This is a genomic window from Xenorhabdus sp. XBWT (genome assembly GCF_059072735.1).
Window position 1 is genome coordinate 1,772,843 of the sequence record NZ_CM180990.1, and the last position, 21,177, is coordinate 1,794,019.

At 44.0% G+C, this 21,177-nt stretch carries 29 protein-coding genes and 3 pseudogenes; 23 read left to right on the forward strand and 9 right to left on the reverse strand.

Annotated features, from left to right (window positions below; translation table 11 throughout):
• Window positions 1-23 precede the first annotated feature (23 nt).
• The 4 genes from AC5JQI_RS08155 (at window position 24) to AC5JQI_RS08170 (ending at window position 2,121) form a co-directional block, all read left to right on the forward strand.
• Entirely contained in the window at window positions 24-416 is a 393-nt protein-coding gene (locus AC5JQI_RS08155) for a hypothetical protein (protein ID WP_493914346.1), read from the forward strand.
• Window positions 417-427: 11 nt separating this feature from the next.
• Entirely contained in the window at window positions 428-976 is a 549-nt protein-coding gene (locus AC5JQI_RS08160; protein WP_493914347.1) for a hypothetical protein, read from the forward strand.
• A 97-nt stretch (window positions 977-1,073) separates the two neighbouring features.
• On the forward strand, window positions 1,074-1,739 hold the full coding sequence (locus tag AC5JQI_RS08165; protein WP_493914348.1) for a tape measure protein: 666 nt from the start codon (window positions 1,074-1,076) through the stop codon (window positions 1,737-1,739).
• Window positions 1,726-2,121: a hypothetical protein gene (locus tag AC5JQI_RS08170; protein ID WP_493914349.1), complete on the forward strand. Its 396-nt coding sequence runs from the start codon at window positions 1,726-1,728 to the stop codon at window positions 2,119-2,121. The genes AC5JQI_RS08165 and AC5JQI_RS08170 overlap by 14 nt, the downstream gene beginning before the upstream one ends.
• Here the strand turns inward: AC5JQI_RS08170 and AC5JQI_RS08175 are convergent.
• The 4 genes from AC5JQI_RS08175 to AC5JQI_RS08190 all read right to left on the reverse strand — a co-directional run bounded on the left by AC5JQI_RS08175 (window position 2,036) and on the right by AC5JQI_RS08190 (window position 4,126).
• A complete protein-coding gene (locus tag AC5JQI_RS08175; protein WP_493914639.1) occupies window positions 2,036-2,569 on the reverse strand; it encodes an IS3 family transposase in 534 nt (177 codons plus the stop codon). The two genes, AC5JQI_RS08170 and AC5JQI_RS08175, sit on opposite strands and share 86 nt — an antisense overlap.
• Complete coding sequence (locus AC5JQI_RS08180; protein ID WP_493914350.1) at window positions 2,569-2,727, reverse strand: hypothetical protein; 159 nt, start codon at window positions 2,725-2,727, stop codon at window positions 2,569-2,571. Before AC5JQI_RS08180 ends, AC5JQI_RS08175 begins: the two co-directional genes overlap by 1 nt.
• Before the next feature lie 12 nt (window positions 2,728-2,739).
• Window positions 2,740-3,075 carry a helix-turn-helix domain-containing protein gene (locus tag AC5JQI_RS08185; protein ID WP_493914351.1) on the reverse strand — a complete coding sequence of 112 codons (336 nt, stop codon included), beginning with the start codon at window positions 3,073-3,075 and terminating at the stop codon, window positions 2,740-2,742.
• 139 nt (window positions 3,076-3,214) lie between these two features.
• The gene (locus AC5JQI_RS08190; RefSeq protein ID WP_493914640.1) at window positions 3,215-4,126 is read right to left on the reverse strand and encodes a tyrosine-type recombinase/integrase; all 912 of its coding nucleotides are present in this window, start codon (window positions 4,124-4,126) and stop codon (window positions 3,215-3,217) included.
• A gap of 206 nt (window positions 4,127-4,332) precedes the next feature.
• On the opposite strand from AC5JQI_RS08190, the gene AC5JQI_RS08195 reads away from it, so the two are divergent.
• On the forward strand, window positions 4,333-5,421 hold the full coding sequence (locus tag AC5JQI_RS08195; RefSeq protein ID WP_493914352.1) for a DNA-methyltransferase: 1,089 nt from the start codon (window positions 4,333-4,335) through the stop codon (window positions 5,419-5,421).
• Window positions 5,422-5,536: 115 nt separating this feature from the next.
• Here AC5JQI_RS08195 and AC5JQI_RS08200 read toward each other — a convergent pair whose 3' ends face one another.
• Window positions 5,537-5,947: a hypothetical protein gene (locus AC5JQI_RS08200; RefSeq protein ID WP_493914353.1), complete on the reverse strand. Its 411-nt coding sequence runs from the start codon at window positions 5,945-5,947 to the stop codon at window positions 5,537-5,539.
• A 303-nt stretch (window positions 5,948-6,250) separates the two neighbouring features.
• Here AC5JQI_RS08200 and AC5JQI_RS08205 point away from each other — a divergent pair, with 303 nt between their 5' ends.
• The gene (locus AC5JQI_RS08205) at window positions 6,251-6,424 is read left to right on the forward strand and encodes an Rrf2 family transcriptional regulator (protein ID WP_493914354.1); all 174 of its coding nucleotides are present in this window, start codon (window positions 6,251-6,253) and stop codon (window positions 6,422-6,424) included.
• Here AC5JQI_RS08205 and AC5JQI_RS08210 read toward each other — a convergent pair.
• Entirely contained in the window at window positions 6,407-6,673 is a 267-nt protein-coding gene (locus tag AC5JQI_RS08210; RefSeq protein ID WP_275384523.1) for a DUF1883 domain-containing protein, read from the reverse strand. The genes AC5JQI_RS08205 and AC5JQI_RS08210 overlap by 18 nt on opposite strands.
• A 164-nt stretch (window positions 6,674-6,837) precedes the next feature.
• Here AC5JQI_RS08210 and AC5JQI_RS08215 point away from each other — a divergent pair, with 164 nt between their 5' ends.
• From AC5JQI_RS08215 to AC5JQI_RS08275, 13 genes and pseudogenes are all read left to right on the forward strand, one after another.
• Entirely contained in the window at window positions 6,838-7,167 is a 330-nt protein-coding gene (locus AC5JQI_RS08215) for a phage holin, lambda family (RefSeq protein ID WP_275384524.1), read from the forward strand.
• The gene (locus tag AC5JQI_RS08220; protein ID WP_493914355.1) at window positions 7,164-7,496 is read left to right on the forward strand and encodes a hypothetical protein; all 333 of its coding nucleotides are present in this window, start codon (window positions 7,164-7,166) and stop codon (window positions 7,494-7,496) included. The genes AC5JQI_RS08215 and AC5JQI_RS08220 overlap by 4 nt, the downstream gene beginning before the upstream one ends.
• Window positions 7,493-7,696 (forward strand): hypothetical protein, encoded by a 204-nt coding sequence (locus AC5JQI_RS08225; protein WP_493914356.1) that lies wholly within the window; start codon window positions 7,493-7,495, stop codon window positions 7,694-7,696. The genes AC5JQI_RS08220 and AC5JQI_RS08225 overlap by 4 nt, the downstream gene beginning before the upstream one ends.
• Window positions 7,696-7,842: pseudogene (locus AC5JQI_RS08230) on the forward strand (structural protein); the annotation flags it as partial. The gene AC5JQI_RS08225 and the pseudogene AC5JQI_RS08230, both read left to right, overlap by 1 nt.
• A 43-nt stretch (window positions 7,843-7,885) precedes the next feature.
• Entirely contained in the window at window positions 7,886-8,320 is a 435-nt protein-coding gene (locus tag AC5JQI_RS08235; RefSeq protein WP_493914357.1) for a lysozyme, read from the forward strand.
• Window positions 8,317-8,772: a lysis protein gene (locus AC5JQI_RS08240; protein WP_493914358.1), complete on the forward strand. Its 456-nt coding sequence runs from the start codon at window positions 8,317-8,319 to the stop codon at window positions 8,770-8,772. The genes AC5JQI_RS08235 and AC5JQI_RS08240 overlap by 4 nt, the downstream gene beginning before the upstream one ends.
• A gap of 95 nt (window positions 8,773-8,867) precedes the next feature.
• Complete coding sequence (locus tag AC5JQI_RS08245) at window positions 8,868-9,641, forward strand: protein kinase domain-containing protein (RefSeq protein ID WP_493914359.1); 774 nt, start codon at window positions 8,868-8,870, stop codon at window positions 9,639-9,641.
• The gene (locus tag AC5JQI_RS08250) at window positions 9,638-10,375 is read left to right on the forward strand and encodes a PP2C family protein-serine/threonine phosphatase (protein ID WP_493914360.1); all 738 of its coding nucleotides are present in this window, start codon (window positions 9,638-9,640) and stop codon (window positions 10,373-10,375) included. Before AC5JQI_RS08245 ends, AC5JQI_RS08250 begins: the two co-directional genes overlap by 4 nt.
• A 912-nt stretch (window positions 10,376-11,287) precedes the next feature.
• Window positions 11,288-12,307, forward strand: coding sequence for an IS110 family RNA-guided transposase (locus AC5JQI_RS08255; RefSeq protein ID WP_010848889.1), 1,020 nt, complete (start codon window positions 11,288-11,290; stop codon window positions 12,305-12,307).
• 283 nt (window positions 12,308-12,590) lie between these two features.
• Window positions 12,591-13,172 carry a Rha family transcriptional regulator gene (locus tag AC5JQI_RS08260; RefSeq protein WP_493914641.1) on the forward strand — a complete coding sequence of 194 codons (582 nt, stop codon included), beginning with the start codon at window positions 12,591-12,593 and terminating at the stop codon, window positions 13,170-13,172.
• A gap of 150 nt (window positions 13,173-13,322) precedes the next feature.
• The gene (locus tag AC5JQI_RS08265) at window positions 13,323-13,673 is read left to right on the forward strand and encodes an HNH endonuclease (protein ID WP_493914361.1); all 351 of its coding nucleotides are present in this window, start codon (window positions 13,323-13,325) and stop codon (window positions 13,671-13,673) included.
• The gene (locus AC5JQI_RS08270; RefSeq protein WP_493914362.1) at window positions 13,670-13,876 is read left to right on the forward strand and encodes a hypothetical protein; all 207 of its coding nucleotides are present in this window, start codon (window positions 13,670-13,672) and stop codon (window positions 13,874-13,876) included. The genes AC5JQI_RS08265 and AC5JQI_RS08270 overlap by 4 nt, the downstream gene beginning before the upstream one ends.
• A gap of 233 nt (window positions 13,877-14,109) precedes the next feature.
• Window positions 14,110-14,520: pseudogene (locus AC5JQI_RS08275) on the forward strand (phage terminase small subunit P27 family); the annotation flags it as partial.
• A 17-nt stretch (window positions 14,521-14,537) separates the two neighbouring features.
• On the opposite strand, the gene AC5JQI_RS08280 reads toward AC5JQI_RS08275, so the two are convergent.
• Window positions 14,538-14,717, reverse strand: coding sequence for a YlcI/YnfO family protein (locus AC5JQI_RS08280; protein WP_038190434.1), 180 nt, complete (start codon window positions 14,715-14,717; stop codon window positions 14,538-14,540).
• Between the two features lie 132 nt (window positions 14,718-14,849).
• Between AC5JQI_RS08280 and AC5JQI_RS08285 the strand changes: the two genes are divergently transcribed.
• Together AC5JQI_RS08285 and AC5JQI_RS08290 are read left to right on the forward strand one after the other, a co-directional pair.
• The gene (locus AC5JQI_RS08285; RefSeq protein ID WP_493914363.1) at window positions 14,850-15,368 is read left to right on the forward strand and encodes a hypothetical protein; all 519 of its coding nucleotides are present in this window, start codon (window positions 14,850-14,852) and stop codon (window positions 15,366-15,368) included.
• On the forward strand, window positions 15,304-16,464 hold the full coding sequence (locus tag AC5JQI_RS08290; RefSeq protein WP_493914364.1) for an IS30 family transposase: 1,161 nt from the start codon (window positions 15,304-15,306) through the stop codon (window positions 16,462-16,464). The genes AC5JQI_RS08285 and AC5JQI_RS08290 overlap by 65 nt, the downstream gene beginning before the upstream one ends.
• Window positions 16,465-16,474: 10 nt before the next feature.
• On the opposite strand, the pseudogene AC5JQI_RS08295 reads toward AC5JQI_RS08290, so the two are convergent.
• Together AC5JQI_RS08295 and AC5JQI_RS08300 are read right to left on the reverse strand one after the other, a co-directional pair.
• Window positions 16,475-17,135 (reverse strand): annotated as a pseudogene (locus tag AC5JQI_RS08295) (IS630 family transposase); the annotation flags it as partial.
• 42 nt (window positions 17,136-17,177) lie between these two features.
• Window positions 17,178-18,077: an IS982 family transposase gene (locus tag AC5JQI_RS08300; RefSeq protein ID WP_493914365.1), complete on the reverse strand. Its 900-nt coding sequence runs from the start codon at window positions 18,075-18,077 to the stop codon at window positions 17,178-17,180.
• Between the two features lie 417 nt (window positions 18,078-18,494).
• On the opposite strand from AC5JQI_RS08300, the gene AC5JQI_RS08305 reads away from it, so the two are divergent.
• Together AC5JQI_RS08305 and AC5JQI_RS08310 are read left to right on the forward strand one after the other, a co-directional pair.
• Window positions 18,495-20,192: a ShlB/FhaC/HecB family hemolysin secretion/activation protein gene (locus tag AC5JQI_RS08305; protein WP_493914366.1), complete on the forward strand. Its 1,698-nt coding sequence runs from the start codon at window positions 18,495-18,497 to the stop codon at window positions 20,190-20,192.
• A 48-nt stretch (window positions 20,193-20,240) separates the two neighbouring features.
• Window positions 20,241-21,158, forward strand: coding sequence for a filamentous hemagglutinin N-terminal domain-containing protein (locus AC5JQI_RS08310; protein WP_493914367.1), 918 nt, complete (start codon window positions 20,241-20,243; stop codon window positions 21,156-21,158).
• The last annotated feature ends 19 nt before the right edge of the window (window positions 21,159-21,177 follow it).

The following is a 21,177-nucleotide window of genomic DNA, read 5'->3' on the forward strand; positions in this document are numbered from 1 at the left end:
GTTGGTATTATGAGCAAAATTTAATGATGAGGGATGTGATGAGGAAGTTATTAATAGCCGGAATTTCTTTTTCAGCATTGATGTTGTCTGGATGTCTGGCAACGCCTAATGAAGCTAGAAGCGAAGCCCCGCGGTTTGAAGGAAATAGTAATAAGACTGCAAAAGAGCTTGCAGGATGTATATATAACGGATGGACGAATACCCGAGTATTGCTGGAAAGAGACAATACTGTTCACACAGAGTCTTTTAATGACACGATTACGATATTTACTATAAACGATGTCATATTTGCAGATGTAAAAAGTACTGCTAATGGGTCGAATGTAAAATTCTACAAAACGACATCTGGGGGTTTTCCTGTTGAGTGGAATAGAAAAGAAATCGTAGAAAAGTGTTTAGTTGATAATGGTAAATAATTGAGGTAAGTATGTCAGATATTTCAATACAGGGTGCGCCAAGAGATTATTATAAAATTCTCATAAAGAGTGACGATAGCGAATGTTATCAGGCCAATAGGCGCGTAATAAGAGAAATAATGAAAGTTATAAATGGAGCTACGGAAAAATATCAAGAGAACGGTGATTATGAGACTGTTATTCGAATGCATCAAGATTATTATGATGCTTTTGATGTTTTCATTCTTAATGAGCCTGACGATGCAAAGATAGCTATGCGTAGTGTGTTGGCAGAAGAAATGAAAGCCAAAGAGTGTGAGCTTAATGTTGACGGCGGATCTACACCGAAAACAATAGGTATTATATTAACACTTATTGGTATTGGTATTGGTATTTGTATTTATGCTTTCGCTATGAATATCTCAGTTGGGTATGATGATAAGTTTTATAATGCTGGCTTGATTGCAGATAGGCAGATTTATATGACGGCTGGAGTAGCAATAACTATCATTGGCTCGTTGGCAATTCTATTTTCTTTGCTTTTGGGTAAAACGGGAAAACGTTTTATAGCAAGACAATAAAATCATCAATCTGTCACACCTTGAAAATATATTCCCTTATATAACACCAAATAACCCTGCCATCTGGCGGGGTTTTCTTTTTTAAGGGGCCAGCAAAATGGCAGATCATCAAGTAGGTAACATTGTTTATCAAGTATCAATGGATGTAGCTCAATTGTTGACCGCACAACGGCAATTAGATTCGCGCTTGGGACAGGTAGAGCAACGCTTTAATCAAACTGGGCGTTCAGTGCAGGGAGCAGAGAAAGCATTACTAAGTCTTTCAAGAGCTGCTACTGCGGTAACGGCGGCGTTGTCCGTCGAGAAAATAGCCGGTTATGCGGATGCATGGGTTGTTGCGAATAACAAATTGGTTAACGCCGTTAAAGCAAATGAAACGCTAGCAGAAGTGACTGAACGTGTTTTTAACATCGCCCAGAACTCCCGAGCAGGTTTGGATGCTACGGCTGCGCTATATGGTCGTCTTGAAAGAACTACACGTAACTATGGTATGTCAGCTAATGATGTGGCGAAATTAACTGAAACTGTAGCAAAAGGGCTGGTGGTCTCAGGTGCAACTGCTGCGGAATCTTCAAGTGTTATGATTCAGTTCTTGCAAGCTATGGCTTCGGGTGTTCTGCGTGGCGAAGAGTTTAACTCCATGTCTGAGAACGGCAGCCGCTTAATTGCAGCATTAAGTGATCACCTTGGCGTTAATATTGGTCAGTTAAGAAAGATGGCAGCAGAGGGAAAATTAACGGCTGGAATTGTTGCTAAGGCTTGAGGCCCTTGGGCAACGCTCCGCCAATGCCATCACCGGACTATTAACCGGCACACAGAGCGCCAACGATGCCATGCGTAATCTTGCACTGACCATCACAAACGAGGCAGTTAGCGCATTGGTTCAGATGGGAATTCAGCAAGTTAAAAACATGGTTATGGGAACGGCGGCTAACAAAGCTGCGGCTGCATCGTCTGTTGCGACAGGAGCCACGATTACAGCGGCTATGGCTCCTGCTGCTGCGGCTACCAGTGTGGCAACTATGGGATCGGCTGCAACTTTCGGCATGATGGCAATGGCTACTGCTGTAGCCTCTCTAATGCCTCTTTTAGCATTTCAGTCACTAAAGGCAGACTCGCCTTTTTCGCCACGTTGTAAGCGATAACCTCTTGATTAAATAAATCAATAATAGGTGATAGATAAACTTTTTGTTCATTCACTTTAAACTCCGTCACATCCGTTACCCATTTCTCATTCGGTTTTGTCGCGTGAAAATCTCTTGCTAACCAATTCGGTGCTGTTTTACCCACTTCTCCACGATACGAACGATATTTCTTCGGCCTTACCGTGGATTTTAGGTTTAATTGTCCCATTAATCGTTGTACTGTCTTGTGATTGATTTTAAAGCCATTTTTTCTCAATGCTAAATGAATGCGACGATAGCCATAACGACCTTTATGCTCATGATAAATAGTCTTAATCATCTCTATTTCTTGTTCATAAGCACGCGTTTTTTTAAGCGCTTGACACTGATAGTAAAACACGCTTCTTGCAAGATTAATGGCACAAAGTAAGTGCTTTAATGGATATTTCTTTTTAAGAGCTAAAACAATTAACGCTTTTTCTTTGCTCGTTGGCGTTTCTTCTGTTCCAGCCCCTCTAACTTTTTTAGGACAGCATTTTCTGCACGTAAATAAGCTAATTCTTCTTTAAGTTCCTCAACTGTCATTTCGTCATCAGACTTCGGCGGAATTTTAGGTCGTGATTTCATTGGGGGTCTTCCTCACTGAGGACTTTCAAGCCCTTTGATACCTGTTTCATTATACTTATCAAGCCAGACTGATAAGGTACCCGGGGTCGTTAAATTGAGAACTGCGCTAGTGTGAGTGAGAGACCAATCATTTGTCCACATTAATTTCAAAGCATGGAGTTTTGTTGCAGCACAAAGAGAGTGAGGCGTTGGCAAAAAAGCGTTATCACCATGAATGGCAACAACTTGAGACCAGTATCGAATTTGTCGAGAAGAGATTGAATATTCCGCTGATAGCTTATCCGATGCGTTACCTGCTAGACATCGTTTAGCAATCATGATTTTTAGTTCACGACTATATTTAGACATAAAAAACCCCCAGTCATTGGTTGTCCAACTATTGGGGGTCACTTCACTTCGGGTGGCTTTTTTCTTTGATGAAAATCACGTTTCAGAACATTTTCAGAAGATGCCTTCATAAGATAATTTTCTTGTTTTGAATCATTAGTCACTTTTTCTGATTACCTACCACCGGCACAATTTCTGTTTTTCTGTCATATCGAGCGGTTTGTCCAATATTTTTATGGCCTGAAATGACTTGTTTTTCTTGTAACGTTCCTTCCAAATCGGAGATGCCTTTTGCTTTCAGGTCGTGAAATGTAAAATTGAAATCCAGTTCAGGATATTTTTGAGAGGCAATTTCTTTGGCTTTGAGCCATCGACTGTTAAAACCATCTCTGGAATAGGGCTTTCCGTTAGACTGGTGGAGAATAAACAGGCTGTGAAAACCTTCTTTCAGCGGGAGGGCGTTAGCCATCTTTACGGATTTCCTTAATCGTTCTGACCAACCCTTTATCTGGCTTTTGCCTGTCTTATGCTGTTTTATGTAGATGCCTGCTTCCATGAGTTGAGATTTGCACAATGCTAAAATGTCTTTCTGTCTGGCACAGCAAAGATAAGCCAACTCCATGGCAACTTGAATAACAGGAGGGGATACTTCATAAAGCGCCTGATACTCTGAATCTGTGATATAGCGCTCCCGAGAATTCTCTCTATATTGCTTAACACCCTGACATGGATTTATCTTCACTAGCCCGCGCTCGTATCCCCACCGGAACACTCTCGACATGAAAGATTTTTCCCTATTAGCCTGCGTTTTACTGCTCAAGCCTCTTTTATCCATGTACTTTCTGATATGTTCAGGTTTTACATTGTCCGGTGACATTTTTCCAAAGACTGGGACGACTTTTTTTGAATATTTTCGATAGTCACTTTGAGTATCTCTTGAGAGTTCGATGAAGTCCGCTGAACGTAAAAAATCATTCACCAGTGATCCGTAAGTGAAGGTGTCTTTTTTCTCGTTAACTAATTGTTCATAATGATTCCATACAACGGACTTATCGACGCTCAGAGCACACAGACGGCAGTAAAACCGAAAAGCAGTTAAGCCTCACTAGCCAAGTGGGGCTTTTTCATTTCTACCCGTCGTAAATCCAACTACCAAAAGATTTTTGGTAGTTCGAAATCCCGCAAGTCCGGGATGTTTAGATGAATATTTCAAGGCTACGCTCCGGCGTGGTTTTTTTGTTTTTAATTCCCCCACCTTCGTCGATTCAGGAAACTATTGTGAATTTAAATGATCTCACATTAATTAACGACGACGCGCTAAACTTTATCAGAACATTACCGGATAACTGCATTGATCTGATCGCCACTGACCCGCCCTATTATCAGATGAAAGAGCACCAATGGGATAACCAGTGGAAAGATGTCACGGCATACCTTGCGTGGCTGGATGAAGCACTGGCCGAGTTCTGGCGGGTACTGAAACCCAACGGCAGTCTGTATATGTTCTGTGGGTCGCGTCTGGCGTCTGATACGGAACTGCTCGTGCGCGAACGGTTCAATGTGTTGAACCATATTATCTGGGCAAAATCGTATGGCCCGTGGCTAAGACAAAATAAAGAAATCCTCAGAACCTATTTTCCAGCGACGGAACGAATAATTTTCGCTGAACATTATCAGCGGTTTGATCACCCGAAATCTGACGGACGTTACCGGCAATATCAGGCACTGAGTGCGCAGGTTTTTAAACCCCTGATAGATTATTTCCGTGATGCCCTGAAATCATCAGGTATCAGGCTGAAAGAAATTAACCAAGCAACGGGTAAGCAGATGTCCCGCCACTGGTTCAGCGAGAGCCAATGGTCATTACCCAATGAAACGGACTATCAAAAATTACAGGTATTGTTTCGCGGGAAACTGAACCGGCCACATCATGAGCTGGTGGCAGAACATCAATTTTTATCACGGCAATATAAAGAGTCGCTGACACAGCAAAATTACACGTCATTGCGCCGCCCGTTCTCGGTCACACCCGATGTCCCCTATACCGATGTCTGGCAGTTTGCGCCTGTTCAGTATTATCCGGGCAAACATTCCTGTGAAAAACCCCTTGATCTGATGACGCACATTATCCAGTCCAGCAGCCGGGCAGGGGATGTGGTAGCTGATTTCTTTATGGGTTCAGGTGCAACACTGAAAGCGGCGTTAAAACTCAATCGTCGGGTGCTGGGGGTTGAACTGGAAGAGGCAAGGTTTAGGCAGACTGAGCAGGAGATAAACGAGCAGTTGTCAGTTGTCAACTCTGAGTTTGCAATTCAACTCGATCATGGTCGGACAGCACCTTGTAATTTTTATAAATCAATAGGTTAAATGTGATTTTGGGTGATGCGGTCAACACCCCGATCCCTATGGATAATCCAACTCTCCGGTCATTCCGGATAGTTCAATCAAGGCTGCGCATGGCGTGGTTTTTTCTCATTGCGGATTAAAATTTTTTCAGAAATTTTCTTAATGGCTCCAAATCTTTGATGGTTTCTTTTGGATTAATAACATCAAAAGCATTAAGAATAAATAAGTGATCGGATGGATGAGTGTCGTGATAGTGTTGAATTTTGACAGTTTCATTATAAGCCCGTTCGTAGGAATTAATGGCAGACTTAAGTTTCTTCATTTTCCTTTCTGGAGCCAGAGCGAGCAACTTATCAAAATCGCGCTGGCTTAGTCTTGTGAATGGGTAACTACCAGATTCTATGAAGGTAATCTCTTTTATGAGTTTTACCAGTATTTCATTCGATACTTTCCTACGTTCCTTTTTGTTTTGATCCTGCTTGTTTGCAAAATAAAGGGCAACGGGGATCAATACACCTATCACAGCAATAACGATTTCAAGTGTCATGAGGTATGCCTATGGAATTATCCATTATCACGTTAATTTCGCTTAGTGTATCAATGTTCAGTTTTGGTTGCGTAGTTGGTTTTATCCTGAAACGTGACTGAATAGCCATTAATACCCTTTATTCAATACAGGGATTCCCATATTTGCCACCGCAATCACTCCCAGCACCTCCGTATCTCCTATTGCGGCTGGCATCCTTGATTTGTAAGCCTGATATTACAAGTGGTAGTAGTTAAAACCGATTCTGAATCCATTTAAAGTTGACCTGAGTTCACAACCATATATCAAATCTGAGGTATGCAAATGAAAGTATTAATAGAACTTAACGGCGAAACAATCTGGTATCGCGATGAGGATAAAGGGGAAGGAATGGCATCGACCGGGTACATAAAGGACGGTACACAGCAAAAAATTATTACCGCCCTTAACGCTGCACTATCTCAGGCTAAAGCTGAATACTTATGCTGGAATAACTGAGATTGAATGGCGAATATTAGCTCTATGTCCGGGCGGAAGAGCTAAAACAACATTCCAATAACCAGAATGTGGAGCGGCAATATTGGCAGGAAATTGTTTGTAAAACCCGCCGTAATAGGTATACCGCCTGCCATTTCTATAATTGCTGTAATGATTATCATCCATGATCAATACATTTATTTGGTGGCTACATTGAACAGAAACAATATCGCCACTTTGCAGATACTTTCTGCTGTGGATATAGGACATTTTACATCCTCATACCGAAGCTAATCAGCCCTCGCTTCGGTTGGTTAATATTTGGCTGATCTAACAACAGACCTTAAGTATCACCTTATTACTTTTAACCAACTCACGGGGGCGACTCTCTCACCCCACGGACGCCCATTGTCTTAATGGGGTGGAATATGCGCATGACTGAAAAAGACGCGGAATTCTGGTCTCACGTTTGGGACTGGTTAATTATCAATGCGCCCTTTCTTGGCGGGATGTTTCTGGCGGCATCGACCGCCCTTGCCCGAGAGAAAAGGGACGGTTCAAGCTGGACAGCCTCGCTAGTAGAAGCCTTTATTTGTGCGGCGATCAGTGTCGGGATTATTAACGCGCTGGAATATGCGCAACTGCCCCTGAGTCTCGCCCAGTTCTTCGGTGTCCTCATTGGCTTTTTGGGCACCAAGAAGATTGGCTCTATTTTTGATGCTGTCTTTACCTTCTTCAAAAACAAATTTGGGGTGAACAGATGACCAGAGGCCAAGATTACGTAGACGCCGTTCTGTCATTTTACTTATTCGAGGGTGATTTTGGCGATGGTTCTGACCGTTGCCTGAAAGACAAAATTGGCGTGACCCGCAAAGAATCTCGCTGTCATATCTGTGATGAAATCATTCCTCCTAAATCTACTGTCCGGCTGTCTACGCGGGTGTTCGATGGCGAGATTATGCATTATCGCTGCTGTACTGCCTGTTGCGATGCGATGGCGAAAAGTGTTAACGGAGATGATGACGAATTCATTCTCATTGAAGAACGATATGAAATTGGTGAAACATCCCGCCTGAATAGGAGAGCATCATGAGTACGTATGATTTTCCACCGTATGGCGTCAGTAGCCGAATGTATCCGACAACTGTTGTTCTGGAGCGCATTACTCATTTTCATCCTATTGATTATAACGGTAATAGCGGTACAGCTATTTTTCTGGATACGGGCGCAGAAATTAGCACCAGCATGCACAGTTGGGAAGTAAGGAAATTACTGAATGAAGGGAAAATATGATGACCAGAGGCCTACGCAATAACAACCCCGGCAACATTGACCATAACCCCGCGAATAAGTGGCAGGGTCAGTTGCCGCATGATCGGAGTATCGAAAAGCGGTTCTGTCGTTTCGAATCGCCTGAATATGGTATCCGGGCTTTGATGCTGTCTTTACCTTCTTCAAAAACAAATTCGGGGTGAACAGATAATGAAAATCAGCGAGAACGGCTTGAAATTCATTCAGCAATGGGAAGGGCTAAAGTTGAAAGCCTATCCGGATCCCGCAACGGGTGGTCTTCCGTGGACAATTGGTTACGGTCACACAAAAGACGTCAAGCCAGGACAGGTCATTACAGAACAGCAAGCTGAAGCATTCTTGCATGATGACCTAACACCCATTTACATCACCATTGAATCGGCGGTAAAGGTGCCAATGACTCAAGGTCAGTTCGATGCGTTGTGCTCGTTTACCTTCAATTGTGGTGGCGGTAGCTTTTCTGGCTCTACGCTACTGAAGAAACTCAATGCCGGTGACAATAAAGGCGCAGCCGATGAATTTCTGAGATGGAACAAAGCAGCAGGTAAGGTCATGCGTGGACTGGACAACCGCCACGCATCTGAACGTCAGATGTTCTTATCATGAAGTTCAATTTCACCTACGGCGTTATCGTTGCCTTGATTATTGCTTCCAGCGCTGCTCTCTTATACCGCTATGGATACAAGGAACAGCTTAAAACCAACGAAGATCAAGCAACCGAAATCCAGCAACTGACCGACACTATCAACTACCAAAACACGCACATTGAAATGCTGCATGAGATGGACACCCGTCACACACAGGAACTCGCCAATGCCAAGACTGAAATTGACACTCTTCGGGCTGATGTTGCCGCTGGCCGTCGCAAGCTGCGCATCCAAGCCATCTGTCCCGTGCGTGAAACCCCTTCCTCCGGCAGCGTGGGCGATGCAACCACCGTCGAACTCACTGGAGAAACTGGATCAACTGTTCTCGATATCCGAGAAGGCATCATCAACGACCGGGCAAAACTGAGATATTTGCAGGATTATGTGAAGACTGAGTGTATAGCCCCCTAAAACTATAATAGTTTCAATAAGAAAACATGGTGAACATTACCCTTTGCTTGTAGATTCTGGTTTACAGAAAAGTAAAACATGCAAAGGACATAAATATGGAAAGGCGTAGTAATTATTTTATAAATCCGGTACGAGTAATAAGTGAAGAAGGTAGTTTCGGGTATGTAGAAGAAGTGGAACTGTATAGTCTTGATGGTAATAAATGTGGTAACTACGCCAGAAAAACATTATCAATTACCAACGGAAAGCTACTTGAAATTTTTACACTCGAAGAGTGGAAGCGTAGGTTTCGAAGGGAAGCTATATACCAGGCCTCTTGTTGTCACTCGAATGTAGCCCCAATTTACATTCACCATTTATCTGCTAATAGCCCTTGGTTCATTACTGATCTTGCGGAGAATCATTTAGGCACGGAGCTTGGGAAAGACGGGCTTCAAACGGATGAAAAAATAAGAATTATCAACATGATACTTAATGGAATTAAGTATATGCACGAGATAAAAAGATATTTACACCGCGATCTAAAACTAGAAAATATTCTTAAATTCCCAGATGGTATCTACAAAGTTTCTGATTTTGGTCTAGTAAAGAACACAAATAAAGAATCAGAATCTGAAGTATTAACTAATATTGCAGTCGAGATGGGCACGGAGGGTTACAAGGCTCCCGAGGTTAAACAAGGATTTTATGATGAAAAAACAGACATATTTGCACTTGGTGTAATTATCAATGAGTTTGAGATCAGTCAATTGAAAGGAATAGATGATTTCATTCATAGAAGCACAGCTCATAAGCCAGCAATGAGATATAACTCAGTTTCAGATATGCTAATAGATTTTGATAAAATCATTAAGGAGAACAACCAATGATTACCTTACTGAACTGCGGACTATTCTCATTGGGGAAAAGTGCTACACGGGGTAATCAAGACTCTGTTATGCCTCCCAAGATTGCAGGCAGTGGATACATTATGGCTGTAGCAGATGGTGTCGGGTCGTATGATGGGGCGTATGAAGCCTCTCAGGCGGCCATAAAGAACCTATCAAATAACGCCATTGAAGACGACTTAAATATTGGCAGTATGTTGGCTGCAATAAAAAAGGATATATGTAATCTTTCTGAAGATAATGCTAGTTTTCATCGAGCGGCGACCACTCTGACATTTTGTTATATCAACCAGAATAATTTGTATATAGGGCATGTTGGGGATACCAGATTTTATGTAAGAAAAGAAAAGAAACTTATCCAATTATCAGTAGACCATACTCAGCATCAAGAGCTGCTCAATGAAGGTTTATTCAGCAAGAAAGAACTACAAGGAATGAAAGGGAAAAACACCCTGACGTCAGCTCTTTCAAAAGTCATTGATTTGAAATATCAGGCAATTTGCCAGCCTATCTCTGATCTCACTGATGATGAGGGCGTATTAGATTTATACATCATGTCTGATGGCGCTCATCATTTCTGGGAAAAGCGTCCAAGATTTTCAGATAACACTCTGCGCAATCCAATTAGATTTGCTTCAAGTTTGCAAAAACGAATCGAAAAAGCCACTCCGATTGATGATTACTCATTAGTGGCTGCCAGCTTTAAAGTATTTTAAATGATGCTTTTGATTACAACCCCAGAGCAAATGATTCTGGGGTGATGGGGATGACGTGGTGTAATTGAATTATTGAAAGTTATAATTTCCCGAACGCCTCAAATAAGTCATTACCCCAGCAGCTACAATATCAGAGTGACGGTTTCGGATAACAATAGAAAAGTCATCACGATTATTGACTATGTATGGAAGTATTTCCTGCTCGTAGATGCGTTGGCTAATGTCACAATGGTGAGCGCTTAAGATGTATCCAGGAGCACTGCGGTATTCCACAAACCCTAGATCACTAAGTAGTCTTGTTAATTGGATTGGAGTGGGGAAAATATTAGGAGATTGTCTCCTTAAGATAGTTGAATGCACTGGTAACCTTAATGATACAGCCCTATTATCAGGTCGTATGCCCTGAATAACCTGCGTTCTTATTGCGTTATAAGCGAGTTGATGATTATAAGGCATGATAATTATCTCCGTGAATGTGTATTTTTATGATATTTACCCCTCTTTTCCCCAACAACAAACGAATAATGTTTAACTATTAGTTACCCACTGAAACTAAACCAATTATTTCTTTACCCATTCCCTTGAGTAGTTAAAGCAATAACCCCGGCCATCACCTCTTCGGATGTGGTGGCTTTTTTATCTCTGCATTTCACTGCGTCACGCTCGACGCACGACCAAAGAACCTTTCAGGATAAGCCTTGAGGAATGACAGTAACGGTCTGGTTAACCTTCTTTGGGCTGGCAACTCCTGAGCGCAAGGTTTATCACTAAAAGGAAATGTAATGAACGCGCCCCATTCATTTAATCTGGAGCACGACGATGAAGGGGGAGGTGTGAAGCCTCACAGATTTCCGGCATCATTGTGCTCAATACGGGATGCGTAGTGCTCCCAGTGACTGGAGACTCCACGACATGAAATATACACCGATTGGCGTTGATATCGCAAAACATCTGATTCAGCTCCACTTCATCAATGAGCACACTGGCGAAGTGATTGATAAGCAGGTACGTAGCCAGGATTTTCTGACTTTCTTCAGTAACCGGGAACCTTGCCTGATTGGTATGGAGGCCTGTGGTGGCTCTCAGCACTGGGCACGAGAACTGACAAAACAGGGGCATAAGGTACGACTGATGCAGGCCCGGTTTGTTAAGGCGTTCCTGATGGGCAACAAAAATGACGTGATGGATGCCCGCGCTATCTGGATGGCGGTACAACAGCCCGGTAAGGCGATAGCCGTCAAAACAGAAGAACAACAGTCAGTACTGGTTCTGCATCGTTCACGCAGGCAACTGGTCAAGTTCAGAACCGCACAAATTAATGCCCTGCACGGTACGCTCCTGGAATTTGGTGAAACCCTCCACAAAGGCCGGGCAGCGTTGGACAAAGAGTTACCGGCAGCACTGGAACGACTGAAGATACGTCTTCCTCCGTACCTTATCACCGTGCTGGAGGACCAGTACAACAGGCTGGGTGAGTTGGATTCACAGATAAATAGCATCGAAAAACAGCTTGTCAGCGTGGCCAGGCAGAATGAAACCTGTCAGCGGCTGCTGAAAATACCCGGCGTGGGGCCGCTAATTGCCACGGCTGCGGTGGCCACAATGGGAGAAGCCTCCGCGTTTAAATCGGGACGAGAGTTTTCTGCTTATATCGGACTTGTTCCGAAACAGACAGGTTCAGGCGGAAAAATCCGCCTGCTGGGGATAAGTAAACGCGGAGATACCTATATGAGGACCCTGTTTATCCATGGTGCTCGTGCGGCTGCATTACTGACAAAAGAACCTTTGCCCTGGATCACGGAACTCAAAAAACGATGCCCGACCAGTGTGGCCATCGTGGCGATGGCGAACAAACTGGCCCGGACAGTCTGGGCGATAGCGGCTCACCAGTGTGAATACGACAAGGCGCACGTCAGTGTCAGGCCAGACTAAAAGCGGCCACTGACAAACATTAACTTTTAACAAAAGGATGAATGCAGAAAGGTTACTCTGGCAACCAGCGTGATGACAAAAACAGGTAAGACCGGGACTCACTAAACCTGAATGGTTTTATGAGCTTAAAGCTCGCGGAGGAAATGAGGTGTGAGTCGGCGAATGACATAGGGGCTCGCAGCTTTAAAGGCTGCAAAAAAGCCGGATATAAAGCTGCAACCTATCTGTCAGAGTTAGAACAATGGAAGCCGTTGCAAACGGGACGCGTTCATATAAACTAACCATGTCTTTAGTTGAAATTAATAAAGCATCTCTTCGTGTAACAGAAGCACCCACCATGACCAGTCTGGAAATGGTGGATTACATCAACGCTGACAGAAAAGCGAAGGCCGAAGTTGAAGGCATGACGTTCCCTTGTAAGAAATACAGGAAGTTGGAGCATCGTAGCTTCATGGCAAAAGTGCCAAAAGTGTTAGGGAAGGCAGCTGAAAAATTTCTTGCAGTTGATGTTTTCATTAACGGTACGGGTGGACGGGTTGAGCGAGATATTTACCGCTTCTTTAAGCGTGAGTCCTGCTTGATGGCAATGAGCTACAGCTATGAATTACAGGCTCAGGTGTTCGATCACATGACGGAGCTTGAAGCTAAATCAGGGTTTGGATTCACCATCCAACAATTACAAAACATGCTGAGTCTGGCAAAAAAAGCCTCTGATGAAGATTCATCTGATGCAGGCCGCAGACTGAGAAAGCGACAAGATGATCTGGCCACCCTCAATAAAGCTGAAAGGCTGATTGATGATATCGGTCAGATGGCACTTGGATTGATTGGAGGTGGTAAACGAGAGTTTACACATAAGTCGTGATCGCCATGCGGTAGACCTAAAGTCTATCGGACATTACCCCTATTTAAGGCGGTAACAGACGACTTACGCAGAACTTTATACAGTCCCGACTAAAAAATGACGGGGTTATATCCAACACATCAGTTGAATATGCTAAATGGAGGCCAGAACATGCCACCGCGTATACCCCGAGCCTGCCGTAAGCAAGGCTGCCCCAAGACCACGACTGATCGCTCAGGCTACTGCACTGATCACCTGCACACGGGCTGGCAGAACCATCAGCAGGGCAAGAGCCGGCACGAGCGCGGCTATGGCAGACCGTGGGACAAACTACGAACCCCAGTGAAGCAACGGGATAAGCATTTATGCCAGCAGTGTCTACGCAATGGCCGTGCAGTCACAGGCACCACAGTAGACCATATCAAACCCAAGGCACATGGCGGGACGGATGCATTATCGAATCTGGAATTATTATGCTTTGCCTGCCATCACCGTAAGACTGCCACGGAGAGACTACGATGAATAAGAAACAAGTCAAACTATCCCGCCTGTTCAAGCAGGGTCACTTCAAGGGTTATGTCTTAAGTGTTGATGGACTGTTGCTATCGAACCAGCAATCCGTGAGTGTGGAGACGCAGGCGAAAGAGGCTCATGTCACTGTCACCTTTGCCGTTACGGATGAGATAGTTGCTGATGCCCCGATATTCACATTTAGTTTCAGGTGAGATGATATCAGCCGAGACAGTCATCCACATTGAGCCTGATAATATTTTAATTTCACATTGTAAACATATCTCTGGGAACAGTCACTCAGGGGAAGGGGCGGGTGAAATCCCTGCCACTCTCGCCCCCGGGGACCGCCGCCTTAAGTCAATTTTTATACCCGCGAAAAATGAAATTTAAATCGGGTGCCTTTTTACCCCTCTTTCACTGTTTTTGAGCACGGGAGGTGCTGCATATGGCCGGAACGGCGGGGAAGTCAGGTCGTCGCCCCAAGCCGACGGCACGAAAGGAACTGGCCGGTAATCCGGGTAAGCGCAAGCTTAACCGTGATGAACCTAACTTTACACCGCTGACCGGGGTTTCCGCGCCGGACTGGTTTGTTGAAAATGACCTGTCATTGGCCGTGGTCATGTGGGAACTGACCGCGAAAGAGCTTTGTGGTCAGGGGATTTTATGTCTTACCGATTTAGCGGTTCTTGAGCGCTGGTGTGTGGCTTATCAGTTTTGGCGGCAATTGGTTGTTGATATAAAACGTGATGGTACCCGACTGATTGGCGCGACGGGCGGACCGGTAAAAAATCCAGATTTAACAGCCAAAAAAGAGCAGGAGTCTGAGATGGACAGAGCGGGTGCGATGCTGGGGTTACCCTCAACTTGCTTTTTTCAGGGATTAGATTCAATGCCTCTTGATTGTAACTCCCTACGGACAATGCGCTTAATCCATGCAGCTAAAGATTCATCGCCATCTTGTGCCTGGGCTATCTCCATTAATGCTCTCAATTCAGGATCAAGCCTGAATTGGAATGGTGGATTGCCCCGACGGGTATTTTTGTGTGTTGACATGTCAATTACACTCACTGTAATGTGTTTATGTGTCATTACACATTACCTATATCAATATGAAAAAACAACGCCCCAGTGTGCTGGAACACATCTGAGGCGTCTGACCAAAAACCGTTAATTGGAGTAACGATAATGGCTGATACACAGCATAACCAAACTCGCCTTAAATTTACATCGTTGGATAAATCAGGCAGCCAAAAACCGCTCGAATTTAGCCTGCCAGAAGAAGCCTCAGCTCAGGTAAAACGTGTTGCTGTGCGTTTTGCTTTACTGGATGCAACCGGTGAACTGGCGACCCTTATCACAGGCTGGAGCAGGGAAGAGTGTCACGCCGCGATAAAACAAAGTTTTGATGATTGGTTAGCCGATTTTGGTATCGGGAATCGGGAAAAATATCAGGTTATTACCCGTGCCCGTGACTTTATCCAGAAATACGGGCTTTCACGCTTTCAGCCTTACACCTATGGCAGACTAAACGGCGATATTGATACAGCACACGCTATGAGAATTAACGGCCTTGCCGGGTATCTGGTTGTGATTTCAACAGGTCGATGCAACGCTATCCTTAAACAAGGAGGGCGTGACTATGAAAAAAAGAAAACACATTTACTACACACCAGAACAGAAAGCGGTTATCTGGGACAGGTATAAGCAAGGTGATTCTTTACATGATATCGCCAGGATGTTTGACAGATATCATTCTTCTATTATGCCCACTATTTACCAAACCGGTGGATATCGTCCTCCTGTCCGAAAACGGCACCGGTTATCTCTTTCGCTTGATGAAAGAGAGGAGATTTCCAGAGGACTGGTAGCGAAACTCAGTATCAGGGAAATAGCCAGCAAATTATCAAGAGCCCCATCGACTATCAGTCGTGAGATTCAAAGGCACGGGGGAGCAAAGCAATACCGTGCAGCAAAAGCTGACAAAGCAGCATGGGAGAATACCCTGAGACCTAAACCTTGCAAGTTAATTGAATGCCCTGCATTGTGCAAAATCATCGCAGCAAAAATGCATCGGGGCTGGTCGCCAGAACAAATCTCCGGCTGGCTGAAACGATATTATCCCGATAATCAGGAAATGTATGTGTCGCACGAAACGATTTATAAAACGCTTTTTATACAAACTCGGGGAGCATTAAAAAAAGAGCTACAACAGTGCCTCAGAAGCAGAAGAACAGTACGCAAATCCAGAACCTCATCGCTTAAAGGGAAAGGGTTAGGCTCAATCCCTAATGCGATACCCATCAGCGAAAGGCCACCCAATGTTGCAGACAGAGCCATACCCGGTCACTGGGAGGGAGACCTGATACAAGGTTCCAAAAACTCCTATATCGTCACACTGGTAGAACGCCATTCTCGCTTTGTTATGCTTGCCAAAATCAGTGATAACAAGACGGCTACCGTAATATCTGCACTCATCAATCAAGCCCAAAAATTACCTATTGAACTCTATAAAACATTAACCTGGGACAGGGGATCTGAAATGACCAACCACATTGCATTTACTATAGCCACTGACATTCAGGTGTATTTTTGTGACCCTCAGTCCCCTTGGCAACGTGGATCTAATGAAAACACGAACAGATTGCTCAGGCAATATTTCCCAAAAGGAACTGATTTATCAGTTCACAACCAACAAAAATTAGACAGTGTTGCCCGACAACTTAATGAGAGGCCGAGAAAAACGTTAGACTATGAATCACCCGCAGAGAGATTTAACCAGTGTGTTGCATCCATCAATTGAACTCACAACGAATAACGGTCTCTTCAATCCGTTGCAAATTGAGCGCCCCCATGAGATTGAGGCGAGTACGGCTTCCTGTCGTTTCAACCACTTTGACCTGCTCTCTTCCGCGTTTCATCCAACCGTAACTTAATTTTGTGGACTGGGTAGGATGCGTGGCATCAATAAACAAAATCGGCTCATGCTGACCACATTTCGCTTTCAGCGCGTTGTAGGTCTCAATAAATTGTTGCTGTTTATCCGCGTCGAATTTATGCGGCGTTCCCATCGGCTTTTTGTCACTGAACCCTTGACGGTGGAGCCATTTTGTCATCCCGGCGACAGTGAAAGTCACCTGCCAGCGTGCCCAGACATAGTCCACAATTTGTGCGGTGGTGTGCATCAAATTTGCCGCCAAATATTCAACGAGTTCTGCCGTTTGTTCGGCAGATAAACGCCTTTCAGACAGAGCCGCCATTTTCAGGGGCAAGTTTTTCTTCAGAAAAGTAATCTTTCAGATGACGGCTTACCGTACTTTCATGAATACGCAAAGCCTGGGCAATCATTTGGGCAGTCCAGCCTTCCGATGCCAAAAGCACAGCCTTAATGCGATCACGCACGCGTCCATCACGAGTCGTATCGTGCATCAATTCGAGGGCTTGTTTTTGGGCATTTGTCAGGGTAATTTTCATGGACACAATCTTGATCTGATATGAATGAAAAATCAAGCACCTTCAATTACGATTGGTATAAGCCGCTGCTGGGAAATCGTCATCTGAGTAGAACATCTTTGGTGACGGTTTCTTTTCTTTAATGCAGTAAGCAATCAATCCACATAAAACGGTCAACTGAAATCCTTTTATACTTCGGTGGCGAGAATGCTCTATTTGAGAAATGAGTTTCAATTGACCATTAATTGTTTCGATAATAAACCGCTTTAATAACATTATCCTATCCCACTCTGCCTGCGCTTGTGCTTTCATGTTCCGGCGCTTCCTTGTGATAAAAGTGATACCGTTTTGGGCTAAATCGTCCGCCAGTGCTTTGCTGAGATAACCTTTGTCACCGTAAAGAGAACCCGTTAATTCTTGTGATAATTCACGAACAGGTTCTCGATCGTCCACATTACCCGGTGTCACTTTAAGCGCCAAAATTTCTCCCTGATGGTTCACAATCAAGTGTAATTTGAAACCATAAAACCAACCCATTGACGTTTTCCCTCGTGCGGCGACCCCGTCAAACACTTTATGGCGGGGAATGCGGATGTTATGACACACTCGCAAGCTCGTGGAATCAATAAACGCAATGCCTGTGGGTTTTCCTTTTAATCGGGTCAGATAGCTGCACAGCGGAGTCAAAACGGAAGGCGCGACACTGACAAAACGGGTATAACTCAGTAAGGTTGGAAAATCGTTATGGTGATATTTCCAAATATGCTCCAGATAAAAAAGTTTAAAACTACGGTAATTCGACCTGTGGAAGAGGATCAAAATAGTCATGATTTCACTGGGATACATATGACCTTGTCTGCGACGAAGACGGTATCCATTATCGAGACAAAATCGTGTCCACTGTGGGATAAAAAAACGGCAAAAATCATCGACATCACAAAAGATTTCAACTAATTTGTTCATGGTCTGTTCCTCCTCGGAGCTGTTTCGGCGAGCACCAAAACATTGTTCCTGGAACAGGCTTCTCGTCAATTTCTTATCCAGAATTCGGGTTAATAAAAGACTATACAATTTTAAAAAGCACATATTTTTATATTTACTAACCTACAATTATTTTTACGTAATTAATTATTTTTAATAAAATTAATAACCTAATTATAAGAATAACTAATAATTTCTAACTAAAAAATTAATATATTAATATTAAGCATGAGAATTGATTTCAATACAAACAACACAATTGGTTAAATATAGACCAAATGAAGGTTTATTTTCACATTGAGATTAAAAAAACAGCCCAGAAAAATACAAAACTATAAGAATATTGTTTTAAATTTACATATAATGCAACGCCATTCTTACCCTGCATGTAATTTAATTATGCCTCTTTATTCTTTAAGCAGAATTTCTGCTTATTTTTCAGGTTTATTGATCTTTGCTCTGTTAATTATTTCAGGGAAATCAGTGGCGGCATCGTTTGTCAGCCCTGTAGATCAAGATACCATTACTCAGCAACAAAAAGACCTGTTACAACAAGCGCAACAACAACGTGATGAGATCCGTAACAGCATTACGTTATCACCGCTCACAGCACCGACATCTGATGATGAGGGATCGTTTTGCCATTCTGTTCATCACATTCAGTTTGAAGGTGCTGAAAGTCTTTCCTTATCAGTGCAACAGGCATTATCCGAACCTTACATATCCCGTTGCCTGACTGCCGGTAAAATTAATGAATTGGTCCGTAAGGTATCCAATGCTTACATAGAAAGAGGTTATGTCACTTCTCTCGCAGGATTAAAAGCACAGGATTTATCCGGTGGTATCCTGACCATTATCGTTACAGAAGGAAAAGTGGGTTCTATCTTGCTTGACGGTGAGGCTCCCCTTGCCTTGAAAATGGCTTTTCCGAATATGGCAGGCAAAATCCTTAATCTGCGGGATATTGAACAGGGCATGGAGCAGTTAAACCGCCTGCCTTCCCAACAGATCACCATTGATATTCAGCCGGCAGAACAACCCGGTTATTCTGACATTATTTTGAAGCGGGTTGTTGCTCAGTTACCCATTCATGCCAGTCTGGGCATGGATAACAGCGGGCAAAAAAATACCGGAACAGAACAAATTAATGCCACTTTAGGACTGGATAATCCCCTGCAACTTGCTGACCAGTGGTCAATCTCCGCCAGCCGTAACAGTGACTTCCGCAATAACCACCAGAGCTGGAGTGTAACGTCAGGGGTCACCATCCCTTATGGCTATTGGTCATTAGATTACCAGTATGCCAGAAACAGCTCATTTCAAATAATACCGGTGGGTACCGGCAGTTACCGCCATAAAGGCAAAGGGCAAACCCATCAGTTAAAAGTCAACCGGACGTTATACCGTGATGGTAAACAAAAACTGGCCCTGAATATGGGGATAACCCGTCGCCAGACCTCCAACGTCGCGGCGGGGGTAAAGTTCGCTATCAGCAGCCCGACGTTAAACGCTGTCAGTCTGGGCACCAGCTACAGCACCGTACTGGCAGGGGGCTATCTTACATTCAACCCAACGCTCAGCCACGGCCTGACTCTCTGGGGAGCGACTAAAGATGACGCCAACGACCGCAATACACCCAGAAGTCAGTTTCGTAAATTCAGCCTGAGCAGCAGTTATTTTATGCCGGTTACGGAGGATATTTATTACCTGACTTCCCTGTACGGACAATTTACACCGGATAACCTGTATGCCGGTGAACGCCTTTCATTGGGCGGGCAATACTCCGTCCGAGGGTTCAAGGAGCAGAATCTGATGGGAAATAACGGCGGGTATTGGCGTCATGAACTCAACTGGAAATTAATCAAACTTCCTTTATTAGGTGAACTGTCTTTAAACAGTGCACTGGATACCGGCTGGCTGGAAAACAACAAAAAAAGGAAAATTGAAGGAGGTAATGTCACAGGCACATTGCTGGGTATTTCACTCAATAACAACCGGATGAATCAGACGGTCACCGTCGGAAAACCCCTGGTTTATCCCGCCCATCTTAAACCAGACCACTGGGTCGTTTATTGGTCTGCTTCACTCAATTTTTAATAAAACCATACCAACACATTTGGACTTAATGTAATCAAAGGACACAACATGGATAAATTTAACAGCCCGGTAGCAAGGGGAACCTGTTATTTTTTGATTTACCTGACAGGCATCTATCCGCTGAACTCAGCAATAGCAGGCGGTATTACCCCTGACAATCCGAAGACACAGGTACACAACAATGGCAATGTACCGGTGGTGAATATTGCTGCGCCCAATAATGCCGGCATCTCTCACAATACCTATAAAGAATTTAATACTGGTATTCAGGGTGCCGTATTAAATAACGCCACCCAAGCGGTTAAATCTCAACTGGCCGGTCAAATCAGTGCCAATGCCAATCTGCAGGGAAAAGCGGCCGAACTTATCATCAACGAAGTCATCGGCAGCAGCCGTTCTGAACTGCTGGGGCAACTGGAAGTGGCTGGTCAGAAAGCCAACGTTATGATAGCCAACCCGAATGGCATTACCTGTAACGGATGTGGGTTTATCAATACCTCAGGTGCAATAATAACGACGGGTAAACCGCAATTTGATAAACAGGGTGCACTGGAAGCCCTGAAAGTGACCAAAGGCCAAATCACGATTGGTGGTAAAGGGTTAAATGGTCAGTCAACCGATTATGTCGATATTATCAGCCGGGCCACCGAGCTGAATGGAAAAATTCAGGCCAGGAATCTTGCACTGACTCAGGGGGCTAATCAGATTTCCTTCAAAGACGGCACGGCAAAGACCATTGCCGGAGAAGGGAACCGTCCACAATTGGCTGTCGATACTAAAGCGCTGGGTGGGATGTATGCCAATAAAATCCGCCTGATTGCAATGGAGAATGGGGTCGGGGTTAACCTGAAAGATATCACCAGCCATCAACACGACATCACATTAAGTGCGAATGGCAAAATGGAACTTGGCAATATTAAGGCTAAAACCGACTTAAATGTAGGTGCTACAGAAATTAATATCTGACCAAATTCTCCTGTTCAGG

Excerpts from the sequence above, each read along its gene's own strand:
- AC5JQI_RS08305 (WP_493914366.1), top strand. The coding sequence starts at position 18,495 with ATGCCTCTTTATTCTTTAAGCAGAATTTCTGCTTATTTTTCAGGTTTA.
- AC5JQI_RS08215 (WP_275384524.1), top strand. The coding sequence starts at position 6,838 with ATGACTGAAAAAGACGCGGAATTCTGGTCTCACGTTTGGGACTGGTTA.
- AC5JQI_RS08265 (WP_493914361.1), top strand. The coding sequence starts at position 13,323 with ATGCCACCGCGTATACCCCGAGCCTGCCGTAAGCAAGGCTGCCCCAAG.
- AC5JQI_RS08205 (WP_493914354.1), top strand. The coding sequence starts at position 6,251 with ATGAAAGTATTAATAGAACTTAACGGCGAAACAATCTGGTATCGCGAT.
- AC5JQI_RS08250 (WP_493914360.1), top strand. The coding sequence starts at position 9,638 with ATGATTACCTTACTGAACTGCGGACTATTCTCATTGGGGAAAAGTGCT.
- AC5JQI_RS08310 (WP_493914367.1), top strand. The coding sequence starts at position 20,241 with ATGGATAAATTTAACAGCCCGGTAGCAAGGGGAACCTGTTATTTTTTG.
- AC5JQI_RS08290 (WP_493914364.1), top strand. The coding sequence starts at position 15,304 with ATGAAAAAAAGAAAACACATTTACTACACACCAGAACAGAAAGCGGTT.
- AC5JQI_RS08260 (WP_493914641.1), top strand. The coding sequence starts at position 12,591 with ATGTCTTTAGTTGAAATTAATAAAGCATCTCTTCGTGTAACAGAAGCA.
- AC5JQI_RS08200 (WP_493914353.1), bottom strand. The coding sequence starts at position 5,947 with ATGACACTTGAAATCGTTATTGCTGTGATAGGTGTATTGATCCCCGTT.
- AC5JQI_RS08270 (WP_493914362.1), top strand. The coding sequence starts at position 13,670 with ATGAATAAGAAACAAGTCAAACTATCCCGCCTGTTCAAGCAGGGTCAC.
- AC5JQI_RS08220 (WP_493914355.1), top strand. The coding sequence starts at position 7,164 with ATGACCAGAGGCCAAGATTACGTAGACGCCGTTCTGTCATTTTACTTA.
- AC5JQI_RS08225 (WP_493914356.1), top strand. The coding sequence starts at position 7,493 with ATGAGTACGTATGATTTTCCACCGTATGGCGTCAGTAGCCGAATGTAT.
- AC5JQI_RS08235 (WP_493914357.1), top strand. The coding sequence starts at position 7,886 with ATGAAAATCAGCGAGAACGGCTTGAAATTCATTCAGCAATGGGAAGGG.
- AC5JQI_RS08240 (WP_493914358.1), top strand. The coding sequence starts at position 8,317 with ATGAAGTTCAATTTCACCTACGGCGTTATCGTTGCCTTGATTATTGCT.
- AC5JQI_RS08300 (WP_493914365.1), bottom strand. The coding sequence starts at position 18,077 with ATGAACAAATTAGTTGAAATCTTTTGTGATGTCGATGATTTTTGCCGT.
- AC5JQI_RS08185 (WP_493914351.1), bottom strand. The coding sequence starts at position 3,075 with ATGTCTAAATATAGTCGTGAACTAAAAATCATGATTGCTAAACGATGT.
- AC5JQI_RS08280 (WP_038190434.1), bottom strand. The coding sequence starts at position 14,717 with ATGTCAACACACAAAAATACCCGTCGGGGCAATCCACCATTCCAATTC.
- AC5JQI_RS08180 (WP_493914350.1), bottom strand. The coding sequence starts at position 2,727 with ATGAAATCACGACCTAAAATTCCGCCGAAGTCTGATGACGAAATGACA.
- AC5JQI_RS08210 (WP_275384523.1), bottom strand. The coding sequence starts at position 6,673 with ATGTCCTATATCCACAGCAGAAAGTATCTGCAAAGTGGCGATATTGTT.
- AC5JQI_RS08285 (WP_493914363.1), top strand. The coding sequence starts at position 14,850 with ATGGCTGATACACAGCATAACCAAACTCGCCTTAAATTTACATCGTTG.
- AC5JQI_RS08245 (WP_493914359.1), top strand. The coding sequence starts at position 8,868 with ATGGAAAGGCGTAGTAATTATTTTATAAATCCGGTACGAGTAATAAGT.
- AC5JQI_RS08165 (WP_493914348.1), top strand. The coding sequence starts at position 1,074 with ATGGCAGATCATCAAGTAGGTAACATTGTTTATCAAGTATCAATGGAT.
- AC5JQI_RS08155 (WP_493914346.1), top strand. The coding sequence starts at position 24 with ATGATGAGGGATGTGATGAGGAAGTTATTAATAGCCGGAATTTCTTTT.
- AC5JQI_RS08160 (WP_493914347.1), top strand. The coding sequence starts at position 428 with ATGTCAGATATTTCAATACAGGGTGCGCCAAGAGATTATTATAAAATT.
- AC5JQI_RS08255 (WP_010848889.1), top strand. The coding sequence starts at position 11,288 with ATGAAATATACACCGATTGGCGTTGATATCGCAAAACATCTGATTCAG.